The sequence below is a fragment of the Microcoleus sp. A003_D6 genome, from assembly GCF_036702825.1.
GTDB lineage: Bacteria > Cyanobacteriota > Cyanobacteriia > Cyanobacteriales > Microcoleaceae > Microcoleus.
Genome location: NZ_JAUBWA010000161.1, coordinates 1 through 12,739, shown reverse-complemented (window position 1 = coordinate 12,739; position 12,739 = coordinate 1). Strand labels below are relative to the sequence as shown.

The following is a 12,739-nucleotide window of genomic DNA, read 5'->3' as shown; positions in this document are numbered from 1 at the left end:
TAAACGAAAAAAATTTTGGACTCCCACTTTTCACAACTGATAAGAAAATCCGAGCCACATCTGCGGAATGTGGGTTGCAAGCGACTATTAAAAAATAGGCTCAAAAATAGGATTGGCGGTTGAAGAAGCACTTCAACCGCCCAGATTCTTTTGTGTTGCATGATTTAGTACAAGCCCGTGGCGAGATTTGAACTCGCGACTTCCTCCTTACCAAGGAGGTACTCTACCCCTGAGTTACACGGGCGTAAAAGATTAAAAATGTTAAATTAAATTTTTTAACTTTTAATTTTTAATTTTTAACTTTTATGTAAATTGTGGTGGGCCGGGCTGGATTTGAACCAGCGTAGGCGTAGCCAGCGGATTTACAGTCCGCCCCCATTAACCGCTCGGGCACCGACCCATTTGTACCCACAGTTATACATCCTAGCAGCTTCTTCTTTTTTTGCAACATTATATTTAAAACTCTAATCCAAAGTAGTGAATATATAAGTTAAATCAGGGTCGGGCATCGGGAATAGGGCATCGGGAATAGGGCATCGGGAATGGGGCATTGGGAATGGGGCATTGCAATACGGTTCGCTTAACACTATTTATACCCCGGAGATCCCCCTCGCATCCCCCTTAAGAAGGGGAGTAGGGGTTGACTTTGAGGGCATTCTTGTCCCCTTGGGAAGGGGGGCGCCGGCAGGGTGGATTAATTGTCATCCTAGAAATAGGTACGTAGTTGGGCTTTAGCCCTCTTGAGACGTATATAGAAAGAGGGCTAAAGCCCAACTACGTACCTTTATTAATATAACAGTTGCGTCCCAGACGCGAGCTTTGAGTGGTGCTTTCTGTCGTTTCAGATTTCTTCTCCCCACAATTAATCCACCCTGCTTGGGAAGGGGGGTTAGGGGGGATCTGTCTTAAGTGAACCGTATTGTGGGGCATCGGGAATGGGTAACTCTTGACAACAGTCAACAGTCAACAGTTAACAGTCAACAGTCAACAGTCAACAGACAACTGACAACTGACTAATTGACTAATTCCCCGGTTTCTTGCAGGGAGTGCAGGCGGCGGTAAATGCCTTGTTGGCTCAAGAGTTCGTCGTGGCTGCCAACTTCGACGATTCTACCGCCGTCGAGCACGACGATCGCATCGGCTTCGCGAATTGTACTCAGTCTGTGGGCAATAATTATGGTGGTGCGCGTACCGAGAATATTTTGCATGGCTAGCTGGATCGATCGCTCCGACTCATAATCCAAACTAGAAGTAGCCTCATCAAAAATTAACACGTCCGGCTCCACCAACAGAGCCCTGGCAATTCCCAATCGCTGCCGCTGACCTCCCGACAAGCGCATTCCCCGCTCCCCGACAACGGTATAGTAACCTTGAGGCAACAAGCTCACAAACTCGTCTACTCGGGCGATGCGGCAAGCATCCTCAACTTGGTCAAAAGTTGCTTTGGGATTTCCGTAAGTCAAATTATCCAGCAGAGTACCGTTAAATACATCTACTTCCTGGTGAACAATGGCTAAACGCTTGCGGTAGCCAGTCACGTCTAAGCTGGAAATGTCGTCGCCGTCGATCAGAATGCGGCCGCTGTTTGGTTCAAAATATCGGAACAGCAGTTTAACTAATGTTGATTTCCCGGAACCCGATCGCCCGACTAATGCTACAGTTTGACGGGGATGAATCAATAAATTGATATCCTGCAAAACAGGCTTTTGGCGATCGTACCCAAATGTCAGCCCGCAAAACTCAATTTTGCCGCTAAATTTATAAGGCGACGCGGAAGCAGCATTTTGTGTTGTTAAATTTACCGCATCAACACCGTCTGGGATTTGCATAAACTCGTGGAACCGGATCATCGAAGAATAGCGGCGGGCAAATGATTCGGCGATAATGCTAATCGGACGCAGTTGGGAATATGCCATACTTGCCAGGGTGTAAACGGTAACAAAATAGCCGAGGGAAATTTTGCCTGCAACCGTGGCTGCTAGGCTAAAACCAAGAACAGAAAATAAACACAACTGGACGATCGTCTGCTGGTATGTTCCCAGGGTGACGTATCCTTTGTGAATGCGGTCGATCACGACTTTTAATTCGCGATCGAGTCTGGTGGTTTGCCTTTTGAGTTCATCGCTTTCTGTCGCAAAAGCTTTGACTGTTTTGATGTTGGTAATAATTTCCGAGTTGCGGCTTTCGGTATCTTCGATGTATTCATCCAGAATTTCTTCTCGCGCAGTCACCTCTTGCAGCCTTTTGAGGGTGAAACTGAGGATAAATAGGAATGAAACCAAAATTAATAAGCCAATCCGCCACTCAATTAACCAGATAACGGCAAAAATGCCGATTAAGCGTACGACTTCGGGGATGAATTCGCCGGCAATTTCTGGATATGTCCAAGTATGGTTGGCGATACCTTTGGCGATACGGCTGGCAATCCGTCCGGCGTTGTTTTCGTCGTAGAATTCTAGGGGTAAGGTGAGGATTTTGCCGATCGCACCTCTCATTCGATCGCGCCTCGCCCTCAACGGTATCACCCAGTGGAACCAATTTCCCACCCAAGGCTGTATCGGCGCTTTGGCGACTGTTACCAGAAAAATCATGCCCAGCAAGACGGATAGCGATAATATTTTGTTGGGTGAGTGCTGGGTAACAGAGGCGATCGCTGTTATGAGTTTTTGGGTAACAGTATCTGTAGGTTGACCCGACAATACGTTTAATATTTGACCGATCGCGTAGGGAACAAGCAAATCGGCTAGTGCCAAAACGCTGGATGCGCCTATGCTGTAAACTGAGATTTTCCAGTAGCGACTGTAGTATTGGAAAATGTCCTGAAAACTTGCCATAAATTTGTGTTGAGATACAACCCTTGCAAACACTTGGATTTGAAACTGCGCGCTCATGGCGCTTTGCTTACAAGTGTACTACAAAAGTAGTCTGTCGGGGAGCGCTTTGGGATCGTTCTATTGAGTCGCCCGATCGGATGATTTATGGAAATCGGCATTCAGAGGCAATAAATTCAAGACTAAGGGCAAAAAAAATGCAAAAGACAGAATTTTTCTTAAATTCTGCCTTCTGAGCAATGCTTTCTAATTTTTAGGTTTGAGCAGTCTGTTAGCTGAAGGTGTAGGCTGATTGCAGCGCCCACCAGATCAGGAAGCCGATTCCGCCAGCAATGACAATCGCCGAAATGGCGATCGCGATCGGGCTGTCAGCTCCTTTGAATTTCATGATTCCGCGATTTAAGTCTGACATGGCAGTGTTCTCCCACAATTGCAGCTTGATTGTAGCTTTGCATTTGGCGGATGACGGTCAAATGCGCTGCAATTACTGATTTTGTTAACAATCGGGATGCTGCAATTTCATGCCCAGAGTGGTGTTGGGGCGCTTTTACAGGCTTTGTGAAAAAAACTTACAAAAAAGACTTGACAAATTCCGAAAATTAAGACAGTATAGTTAAGACCGCAGAAAATGCGGGTGTGGCTCAGTGGTAGAGCGTCACCTTGCCAAGGTGAATGTCGCGCGTTCGAATCGCGTCACCCGCTTTAAAAAATCAAGAGAACCGGAAAGTAGATCGAGAAAGTTTTCGGTATACTCCTAACGGTGGTTGAAAATACCTAAGTTAGTGGTAAACTTGAGTGCAGAACTTGCAAGTCAAAATTGCCGATCGGGCGATCGCTCGGAACAGGCAGTAAAAACCCTCATCGGGCAGAATTGACAAGTTTGAATAAGAGTGGATATGTTAAGGATTATTTTTGCAAAAACGCTTTTTTTATCCGGTCGCTCGTGCCATCCCAAAAAGCTCCAAAGATTGACTTAAACGATGAGTACCCGTGCCCTTGCCGGCGCCGGGGTCGTCTCGTGCCCATAACGCTGACAGAAGCCTTTGGCTGCAACCGCTGTCAGCAAATATTTGTATTGGACGAAAGCGGACACGTCATCGAGCAACTATCAACGAACTATCCTTACAAGCAGGCTTGGCGATGGACGGGGCAACAGTGGAACAGAGCGCATCCGGGTTTGAAGGCCCACTATTTGCCAATGGCCTTGGGGATGATTTTGGTGCCGCTAGTGATTTGGTTGCCCCTGGCGCTGCACTCGTCGGGCCCGAATGTTATTCTGTGGGCAATGGTGGCAGTGCTGCTAGCAATGCTGCCGGCGCTGATGGTATGGCTGGCTTACAGGCGTTAGTTAGATGATAATAGAGGATTTTAGCCATTCATCTGATGGGGCAAATGTCGCCCGTCGCGCAAATCTTGCTTCTTTGGAGTTGGCGGCGACAAAGAGCACGGATCGCGCTGCTGGTTTGCAGGCGATGGCGCAGGCGCTGAAACGCCGGCAAAATGACATTTTAGAAGCAAATACTCTGGATCTAGAAGCGAGTCGCGACATGGCGATTCCTGAGTTGATTGTGGAGTGGCTGAAGCTGACGCCGGAACGGATCAAGACAACTGTGCAAATTCTTCAGCGATTGGGAGAAATGCCAGATCCGATCGGCAGGGTGATCAATGCTTCTTATCAGGTCGATCGCTGTCAAGTATACTGTCAGTCGCTACCGCTGGGGGCGATCGCCCTAATTTATGAGGCGTTTCCCGAGTTGGGGGCGATAGCAGCGGGTTTGTGTCTCAAAAGCGCTAACAGTTTGATTCTCAAAGGCGGTAGCGAAAGCTGGCAAACTAATGCTGTAATTGGAGAAGCTTTACATTCGGCGATCGATGATGTCGGTTTGCCGTCAGGATGTTTGCAGGTACTGCCGCCCGATCGGGGCGCTTCCATCCGGGATTTAGTGACTCAAGACCAATATCTCAATTTAATTATTCCCTACGGCAGACCGAGTTTGGTGCAGCAGGTGGTAAGGCTGTGCACAGCACCGGTATTGCGATCGGCAATGGGGAATTGTTACCTTTATTGGTCGCCTACTGGTAGTTTGGAGATGGCGAGGTGGATGATTTTGGACAGCCATCAAAGCGTGCCCGATCAGGTGAATGCGATCGAGAAAGTGTTGATCGATCGCAACCAAAAGCCATCTTCCTTAGTTAGGCTGTGGAACAGTTTAAAAGAAAAAGGCTTTCAAATTAGCGGAGACGCCGAACTCGTGGCAGATTTCCCAGAATTGAAGCTGGCGGAACCCTACGAGTGGACTCAACCGTATTTAAACAAAACCATAGCGTTTAAAGTTGTTGATAGCTTGGAAATTGCGATCGGCTGGATCAATCGCTACAGCAGCGGCCACGCTGACTGCATCGCCACTGAATCTTACTTAGAAAGCCGCCAATTTGCTCTGGATGTTAACAGCGCGTCTACTTTTATTAATGCCTCGCCTCGGTTTTGGCGCTATCAAAATCGGGGAGATGCGATATTTTTGGGAATGTCCAATCAAAAAGGTTATCGTCGAGGATTGATTGGGTTAGATACGCTGACTACAATTAAAGAAATTGTTCAGGGAAACGGGCTTTTTTAATGTTATTTTGTAATTGCGATTAGAGTCAAGTTAAAAGTGCGTATTATCGATGCGTCAGCCATTAATAGTTATTTATAAAACTCTGTTTGAGCAATTTTTAAAGACACGCAAACAACCAAGGTCGGACACGGCGCAGTGCCGTTTCCCTACCCCAAAATAATCATGAGCGCTCGCCCGATATGTAACTATCGCCCGATTAATTGTAGGGAAACGGCACGCCGTGTCCTGACTGTGGATAATATTAATTCCGATGCCACCGGATTTGATATGACTGATTTGTCCTAAATATTAAACTCGTTCAAAACCGGATATAATTAACTGTAGAAAGTTATTCAGTGACATCAAAATACTCTTACTGGCAATATGAAATCAGAAAAAACACTCAATACTCTAGACAATACTGTAACACCGAATTTAGACGAAGAAACGCTAATTCACCACTCGGTATATGTTAAGAAATTGCGTCCGCTGCTGCCATCAGATGCCTTTGAACCCAATTCAAGCAAGTTAGCGATACTGCTAATTAATGTGGGCATTTTATTGCTGGGATGGGGAATTGCGGCTAATCTCGATCGCTGGCCTGTCTATCTTTTATGGCTTTACTTACCTCTAGCCCTCATCATGGGCAATAGTATCATAGTTTTGCTATTTAGCTCCCACGATTTGATGCACGGTAGCGTTCAGAAAAAGTCGCGCCTCACTTATCCGATCGCCTTTTTGGGACTAAGTATGCTGTTCATGCCGCCTACTCAGTGGAAAAATCTGCACAACCTAGTACACCACAATAACACCAATTCCTTAGCAGACCCCGATCGCAACTATCTTTACCAGCAGCCGGATACTTGGGGAAAATGGATTCAAAATCTGTTTGTACCCTCGGTGGAAGTCAATCCGCTGTGGTTAATTGTCGGGATGGCTGGATCGTGGTTAGTGCATAATTTCCGCAATCTCACCTCGGTACTATTCTTTAACGATAAATCTGTCGATTACGTACCGGCTGCCTTTACAGTTAGTCCTAAAGATAGATTGACGATCGCATTTGAATGTGTGGGAATTTTAGGAATTCATGCCAGCATTTTGTTCTACCTAAATTTTCATCCGCTCAAAATAGCGCTCGCTTACTTTTTGCCGATCGCCGTGGGTCATGCAGGCGCAATGTTTTACATCTTCACCAATCACATGGGCTGTCGGATGACCAGTATTAATGACCCCCTGATTAATAGTATGTCGCTGCGGGTTCCTAAAATATTTGACCTGCTGCACTTAAATTTTTCTTACCACACAGAGCATCACATTTTCCCCAGCATCAACTCAGACTATTATCCGATGGTGCAAGAGTTGTTAAAAATTCACTATCCCGGTCGCCTGAATTTAATCGATGCTGGCGACGCTTGGCGGTTGCTGATGCAAACACCCCGGCATTATCAAGATGAAGTCACCTTCACGGATTCCTCTGGTATAATGTCCGTGAATTGCTCGATCGCTGAAGAATACAAAAACGGCTAGCTAATACAGAGTAAGGTGCACACTGTGCACCCTACATTGAGATATTGTGCTGAATTTTTAATTCTACATACTGATGCTATTTAGCACCAACGAAGGTTTGAGAGAAAAGTAAGGGATTACTCGTTTTTGATTGTTGGCATCAATCTTCTGTTCAGCCATATTCAAATTTTGCTGGAACTGGCTGGCTAAAAATTCGATCGGCGTTCCCTCAAAAACTTCATCGAAACTCATCTGGTAGAGTTCCCGAAAAGATTTATCGTAATAACCCAAACGGTCATATCGATAAGCTGACAAAAGAAACATAACTTGCAGTTGGTCAGCCGCTCGTTTGTACGGAGGAAGCAACCGTAAAATGTCCTGTTCCGCAATCACTTCTAGAGTACCAGAAGCAGTAATTTTAGGAATGTCCCGGTAGGCTGCCAAGGGCATATTGGCGGCAAAACTCATGTAGTCATACTGGGGAAAATTGACGGCTGAATGCTGCGGGCCACAGGTAAAAATTATAGTTGTGACAATTTCAATTAATTGTTCAACTGTGTTGATGCGGTCTGGCATTCCTTTGACTTTACCGCCTGTCTGAGAGGCTAATTCTTGGGCCCAGGTTTGCAGTTCCACATCTTGGGCGATCGCCTGATTCGTCGGGTAAAAGAATTTAAGATAGCCCGATACAAAGGTTTCGATCGCATTCCACAGCAGCAATCCATCATCTCGGTAAGGATAGTGAGGCAGTTGATTGGGGTCATCCATTCCCCGATTTTTCAGTTCAGCGGGTAAGGCAAACTCATCGAGACTCCACGTACTGTACGCCTCTCTACTTATTTCTATTGTCTCTGCCAAGGTGCCGCCTAGCAATTCATCGACGGGCCCGCCGGGAGCGATCAAATAAGAACGCGCCAACTCGTTGTTGGTCAACATAAAGCGAAAGTGCGGTTTCAGCAACAGGCTCAGCGGGTGATTTTGGGCTAACTGTCGGGCGGTGACGATCGCGATTGGTTCCATCACCAAATGAGTTCGACCTAAATGCGAGCTCATTTCGTGGTGATTGGCATCTGCTACTTGCACGCAGAGTTTCGCAAACAGCCAATCGACAGGAGGATCTAATGGGGTGTAGACGTGGCTATTTGGCGTCGGATCTAGTTGAATGGCAATAGGTGTCATTTCACCGCGATCGCGGATTCCCGTCCACCGCCAAGCGAAAAAAGCCCGCGGTTTCGGCAAGTATTTTCTGCCTTTTTCATAGGTTCCGCCTCCTATTTTTGCAGGCGCGCGATAGTGTGCGTCAGTACCCGTGTAATCGGCAATGTAAATGTTTTTTTGCTGCAACTCTTGGCCGAGATCGAATAATGGGTGCAAACTGGAAAGACCCGCCAGTGCTTGTGCGCGAGGATCGCTCGCATCTAAGAGGCGAAGCACCATCGGATTTGCTCCAGACAGGCGCTGTTCTGCAAAAGAGCGATCGGTTTGGTATATCTTTGCAACTTGAGGTAGCGGCAGCAGAGTAAAGAAATCTTCATAGTCTTGGAGTTCGTCGAGAGGATCGAGAAAAGTTCTCGCATCGGCTGCCAGCATATTTGCTGGAAGTTCCGATGTTGCTAATATCCGTTCTGCAATATACTTGCTCGAAAAATTCTCGACAGGTGGCACATCTTTTAATAATGCCAAAGGTGATAAACTGTCATAGTCAAACTGATAAGCTTTTTGCTGGCGATTCAAGGAATCGCGGCGCTTTTCTTGGTTCGGATCGTCTTGAGGAAGGGAAGGTTTCATATTGTCTACCATTGTATAAATCAATCTTTTTTTGGTAGTAAAATATTAGAGATAATCACTACAAATAAAGGATGGAATTTAAAAAGTATTGTGCAGGCTCATGCTTGATATAGGTCTTAAGCTGTGTTGCATCTAGATTGCCTATGGTATTAGAGAGGGAGAGGGTCCGATGGGGATCGGGGGAGAGGATTTGACGATTGTTCGATCGGGACTCGAAATATACAATTTAAATGCACAACAGCTTATTCACCGATCGATAATCTTATTCCGGATTTTTTTTAACTCAGAAAAATTCCTCACAAGAAGGCAACACTTCTAGATCGCCCTAAATCGACATAGAAGGGATTCATTTTCCCGATAAGTAGCTCGCACTTGAGAACCCCGACTTCTTCTTTGAAAAGTCGGGGTTCGTGGTGTTATGTTTTTTGAGCTTGGTCTACTGATTAGCAGTTAGGCACGAACCATTAAATATTGGCCGTTGCCATTGTATTCACCGTCGCAACTCGCGAAATTAGCCACAAACCAAATCAAGTAAAACCGCCAGATGCGGCGGAATTTGGCATAGTCTATGCCGTAATCTAAATCTTTGACTGTTGCCTGAGAATCGTCAAAGTTTTTCAGCCAGTTAGCAAAGGTTGTGGAGTAATTGTATCCGTTGAGATACCATCTTTTAATGGTTTTGAGGTCTTTGTTGTGGCTCGGAACGGCATCGTATTTCCAGTAACGGCCGTGGGGGAAAATGTATTTGTGGGTGAAAACGCTGGATATATTGTTGGGAGTGCGAACTGTGATGATGTGAATGAAAAATTTGCCGTTATCCTTCAGGAAAGAGGCGAGCTTTTGGAAAGCCTTCGTTAAATTACCTACATGACAAAAAACTCCGATGGAGAGAATTTTATCGAATTTGGTCTCGAAGTTGGCGTCGTTCAAATCGCCTTCATATAGGGTAAATCGACCGGAACTCAGGTAGCTTTCGGGGTCTTGCATCTTCTGACGCATATACTCGCATTGGTGGTGGCTGAGGTTAATGCCAGTAAAGGTGACATTGGGGAATTTGGAAAGAATGTAATTGGGAACGCAACCCCAACCGCAGCCAAAGTCTAAAATATTGTCGCCATCTTGAATCTCTAGCTTCTCGATCGCATCATCAATCATTTGAATTTGCGATTGTTCAAGGTTGGCTGCTCCTTTTTCCCACAATCCCATGCTGTATTTCCTATAAATGAGTTTGCTGTCGCCTAACATAGGATTCAGCACGGCTTGAGGCAAGTCGTACTGAATTTTCATTAAATCCCGCAGGCCTTCGGCTGCGTGGTTTGTTTCTGTTAGTACCCATTCGTAGGGTGCGAGGAGAGAGGGAAAATACCGAAAAAAGACGGGCATACAGGTATCAAAAAGCGATCGCAATACTGAATCCGGGACTTCTAATCCGCTGATATAAGACTCTGCTACTGCCATTTGCACCGTGTTAACTGCACTGACTGCGAGGCGGGTTGCTCCGTAGGCGATCGGACTTTTGAGATGGATATTTCCCACGATGGGAATGTGGTTTTCGATGTTTTGTAGGGCTGTTGATGAACTCATGGTTATAAGCTGTCGCGCATTTAAATTGCATATTCGGGGCGGGCTAGAAGCCCAACCCCTACTCCCCACAAGAGTTTGATTGTTTTTTGAAAAACAATTTAAATGCAGAACAGCTTACTGGTTTTAAAGATGCTGCTAAGCTGTTGTGCATTTAAATTGTATATTTCGAATCCCGATTAAAAATCGTCAAATCCTCTCCCCCTCTCCCCTTCTCCCCCTCTCCCTCTCTAATACCATAGGCAATCTAGATGCAACACAGCTTATTCTATCTCACGAAAATTGGCTAGTTATTAAAGAGCCAAAAAGCTGAAACTATTGCCAAGTAAGGTTTGCACAGCAAAATTCCGAAAAATCCTCAAAATATATGGCGGTTGAAGGGGATTTGATAACGGATTTATCGGGCTTTGGGCGAACTCAATTTTATTAAGAATTATGTCAGCCAATTTGAGATTTGAGATTTGAGATTTGAGATTAACTCCACAGCTTAAAGTGGGGTGTTTTCACGGTGCGATGGCGATTTTAGTGCTGAGTTATACCATTATAGATTTGAGAATTGGCAATGACCGATCGGCTAAGAGTTGGACTATTGCCTAGAGTTGCATTCTTTTTTTAAACTGGTGTCAGTTGGGCGGTTGAGCTGAGGCAAGGAGAAGCAAATGCCGATCGCGACTTATAGTTAATAAATCAGGGGATACAGAAAAAATGCCTAGAAACCGGGTTTGCATACAGGTTCGCTGCAATAACAGATGTCCGCGAGATTCCTCGCTAATTAGCTAGATGCGCCACATATGCCACAGATTCACTATCTGCCGGACGATCGCACGATCGAGATAGACGACGACGATATAATTCTGGAAGCTTCCCTGCGTGCAGGCATTCCGCACACCCACATCTGCGGCGGTAGCGCCCGGTGTTCGACTTGTCGCGTCTTGATTGTCGAAGGTTTAGAATTTTGCTCGCCCCGCAATTCAGCGGAAGAGGATCTCGCCAAAAAACTGCGTTTAGAGCCGGAAATCAGGCTGGCGTGTCAGACGCAGGTAGCGGGCGGGAAGGTGATTTTGCGGCGGCTGGCGATCGATTCTGAAGACTTGGAATCATTTAACGACGAAATGTCCGGAAAGTTGATTTATGCTCCTGTCGGGCAAGAGAAGAAAATTGCAATTTTGTTTGCGGATATTCGAGGATTTACGCCTTTTGCAGAATCGCTGCTGCCCTACGACGTAATCTATGTTTTAAATCGCTATTTCCAAAAAATGGGTTTTGCGATCAACCGGAATGGCGGGATGATTAATAATTATATGGGCGACGGTTTGATGGCGCTGTTTGGGTTGGAAAACTCAGACAAGGCGGCCGAACAAGCGGTGAGGGCTGGGGTGGAAATGCTGGAGGAATTGGATAAACTCAATCCATATTTTGAGACTTTATACCGTCACCGATTGCGGATTGGGATTGGGATTCACTGCGGTTTGGCGGTTGTGGGGAATCTGGGGGAGTCGAAAAATCAGACAGTTACGGCGATCGGCGATGCGGTGAATTTAGCCAGCCGGATCGAGGCTGCTAACAAGCAAGTGGGAACGAGTTTATTGATTTCCGAGGAGACTTATCAGGAAGTCAAGGAATTGGCGATCGTCGATCGGCGCGTATTAGTTGAAATTCCGGGAAAAAGCGGCGAATATCCGCTGTATGAAGTAGTCGGGATGCCGCCGCTGCCCGTGGAAATCCAAGAAGTTTCTGAGGTAAGGGAAGGTTCTATTTGGCAAAGTTTTGTCAATAAATTGTTGGCTTTGTCTGCTGCGGCGTACAATTGGATTAGGAAAATTTGGATTCAAATTATAAAACTATAGAGCCACTTTTTGAGTTTTGTTATTCCCTCGATAAGATGAATATTCCTCAGTCAATAGTTCGCATTTTTCTCATGCTCCCCAACGGTCAGATTGGGGCACAACTGCGAGATAATATTCCCGGTATTGCCAGTCAAGGAATGCTTTCTACTTTTGGTGGTGGCGTGGACATTGGAGAAAGTCCACAGCAAGCAGCAGTGCGAGAAATGGAGGAAGAAACTTGCCTTAAAACCAATTATTACAAAATGGAGTTCATCACAACTTTTACTCACCAAAAGACCCAAAACGATATTAAAATTTTACAAGATAATCATCTTTTTTTAGCAATAGTTAGCGATTCTGATAAAATAGAAATCAAAGAAGGTGTGGGTTTGGTAGTTTTGAGAAAAGATGTAGATTTTGAAAAAGTAAACGCAGGTGAGGGGACTCAAATGGCTTGGAAATTGTTGCAGGGATATTTAAAATAAAAAGTCACACACTACCCAATACGGTTCACTTAAGACCGATCCCCCTAACCCCCCTTAAAAAGCAGGGTGGTTTTATTGTGGGGAGAAGAAATCTGAAACGACAGAAAGCACCGCTCAAAGCTCGC

The 12,739-nt window shown here is 45.6% G+C and carries 10 protein-coding genes and 3 tRNA genes; 7 read left to right on the top strand and 6 right to left on the bottom strand.

Annotated features, from left to right (window positions below; genetic code table 11):
- Positions 1 to 172: 172 nt before the first annotated feature.
- The 4 genes from QUB70_RS28865 to QUB70_RS28850 form a co-directional block, all read right to left on the bottom strand.
- A tRNA-Thr gene (locus tag QUB70_RS28865) sits at positions 173 to 244 on the bottom strand.
- A 71-nt stretch (positions 245 to 315) separates the two neighbouring features.
- Positions 316 to 400: transfer RNA gene (locus QUB70_RS28860), tRNA-Tyr, on the bottom strand.
- Positions 401 to 1,013: 613 nt separating this feature from the next.
- The gene (locus QUB70_RS28855) at positions 1,014 to 2,834 is read right to left on the bottom strand and encodes an ABC transporter ATP-binding protein (RefSeq protein WP_332985039.1); all 1,821 of its coding nucleotides are present in this window, start codon (positions 2,832 to 2,834) and stop codon (positions 1,014 to 1,016) included.
- Between the two features lie 268 nt (positions 2,835 to 3,102).
- Entirely contained in the window at positions 3,103 to 3,243 is a 141-nt protein-coding gene (locus tag QUB70_RS28850; RefSeq protein ID WP_172188980.1) for a hypothetical protein, read from the bottom strand.
- A 218-nt stretch (positions 3,244 to 3,461) separates the two neighbouring features.
- Here QUB70_RS28850 and QUB70_RS28845 point away from each other — a divergent pair.
- From QUB70_RS28845 to QUB70_RS28830, 4 genes are all read left to right on the top strand, one after another.
- Positions 3,462 to 3,533, top strand: a tRNA-Gly gene (locus tag QUB70_RS28845).
- Between the two features lie 241 nt (positions 3,534 to 3,774).
- The gene (locus QUB70_RS28840) at positions 3,775 to 4,179 is read left to right on the top strand and encodes a hypothetical protein (RefSeq protein WP_332985037.1); all 405 of its coding nucleotides are present in this window, start codon (positions 3,775 to 3,777) and stop codon (positions 4,177 to 4,179) included.
- 4 nt (positions 4,180 to 4,183) lie between these two features.
- Positions 4,184 to 5,449 carry a glutamate-5-semialdehyde dehydrogenase gene (locus QUB70_RS28835; RefSeq protein WP_332985036.1) on the top strand — a complete coding sequence of 422 codons (1,266 nt, stop codon included), beginning with the start codon at positions 4,184 to 4,186 and terminating at the stop codon, positions 5,447 to 5,449.
- Between the two features lie 363 nt (positions 5,450 to 5,812).
- Complete coding sequence (locus QUB70_RS28830) at positions 5,813 to 6,955, top strand: fatty acid desaturase family protein (RefSeq protein WP_332985035.1); 1,143 nt, start codon at positions 5,813 to 5,815, stop codon at positions 6,953 to 6,955.
- A gap of 63 nt (positions 6,956 to 7,018) precedes the next feature.
- On the opposite strand, the gene QUB70_RS28825 is transcribed toward QUB70_RS28830, so the two are convergent.
- Together QUB70_RS28825 and QUB70_RS28820 are read right to left on the bottom strand one after the other, a co-directional pair.
- Positions 7,019 to 8,722 (bottom strand): lipoxygenase family protein, encoded by a 1,704-nt coding sequence (locus QUB70_RS28825; protein WP_332985034.1) that lies wholly within the window; start codon positions 8,720 to 8,722, stop codon positions 7,019 to 7,021.
- Positions 8,723 to 9,172: 450 nt separating this feature from the next.
- Positions 9,173 to 10,306, bottom strand: a complete 1,134-nt coding sequence (locus tag QUB70_RS28820) for an SAM-dependent methyltransferase (RefSeq protein ID WP_332985032.1) — start codon at positions 10,304 to 10,306, stop codon at positions 9,173 to 9,175.
- A 465-nt stretch (positions 10,307 to 10,771) separates the two neighbouring features.
- Between QUB70_RS28820 and QUB70_RS28815 the strand changes: the two genes are divergently transcribed.
- The 3 genes from QUB70_RS28815 (at position 10,772) to QUB70_RS28805 (ending at position 12,614) form a co-directional block, all read left to right on the top strand.
- Positions 10,772 to 10,900: a hypothetical protein gene (locus QUB70_RS28815; protein ID WP_332985031.1), complete on the top strand. Its 129-nt coding sequence runs from the start codon at positions 10,772 to 10,774 to the stop codon at positions 10,898 to 10,900.
- 194 nt (positions 10,901 to 11,094) lie between these two features.
- Positions 11,095 to 12,150 (top strand): adenylate/guanylate cyclase domain-containing protein, encoded by a 1,056-nt coding sequence (locus QUB70_RS28810; RefSeq protein ID WP_332985030.1) that lies wholly within the window; start codon positions 11,095 to 11,097, stop codon positions 12,148 to 12,150.
- Positions 12,151 to 12,185: 35 nt separating this feature from the next.
- Positions 12,186 to 12,614: an NUDIX domain-containing protein gene (locus tag QUB70_RS28805; protein ID WP_332985028.1), complete on the top strand. Its 429-nt coding sequence runs from the start codon at positions 12,186 to 12,188 to the stop codon at positions 12,612 to 12,614.
- Positions 12,615 to 12,739 lie beyond the last annotated feature (125 nt).

What these genes read in the sequence shown, in the direction of transcription:
- QUB70_RS28855 (WP_332985039.1), bottom strand. Translation starts at nt 2,834, where the DNA reads ATGGCAAGTTTTCAGGACATTTTCCAATACTACAGTCGCTACTGGAAA.
- QUB70_RS28850 (WP_172188980.1), bottom strand. Translation starts at nt 3,243, where the DNA reads ATGTCAGACTTAAATCGCGGAATCATGAAATTCAAAGGAGCTGACAGC.
- QUB70_RS28835 (WP_332985036.1), top strand. Translation starts at nt 4,184, where the DNA reads ATGATAATAGAGGATTTTAGCCATTCATCTGATGGGGCAAATGTCGCC.
- QUB70_RS28830 (WP_332985035.1), top strand. Translation starts at nt 5,813, where the DNA reads ATGAAATCAGAAAAAACACTCAATACTCTAGACAATACTGTAACACCG.
- QUB70_RS28825 (WP_332985034.1), bottom strand. Translation starts at nt 8,722, where the DNA reads ATGAAACCTTCCCTTCCTCAAGACGATCCGAACCAAGAAAAGCGCCGC.
- QUB70_RS28820 (WP_332985032.1), bottom strand. Translation starts at nt 10,306, where the DNA reads ATGAGTTCATCAACAGCCCTACAAAACATCGAAAACCACATTCCCATC.
- QUB70_RS28810 (WP_332985030.1), top strand. Translation starts at nt 11,095, where the DNA reads ATGCCACAGATTCACTATCTGCCGGACGATCGCACGATCGAGATAGAC.
- QUB70_RS28805 (WP_332985028.1), top strand. Translation starts at nt 12,186, where the DNA reads ATGAATATTCCTCAGTCAATAGTTCGCATTTTTCTCATGCTCCCCAAC.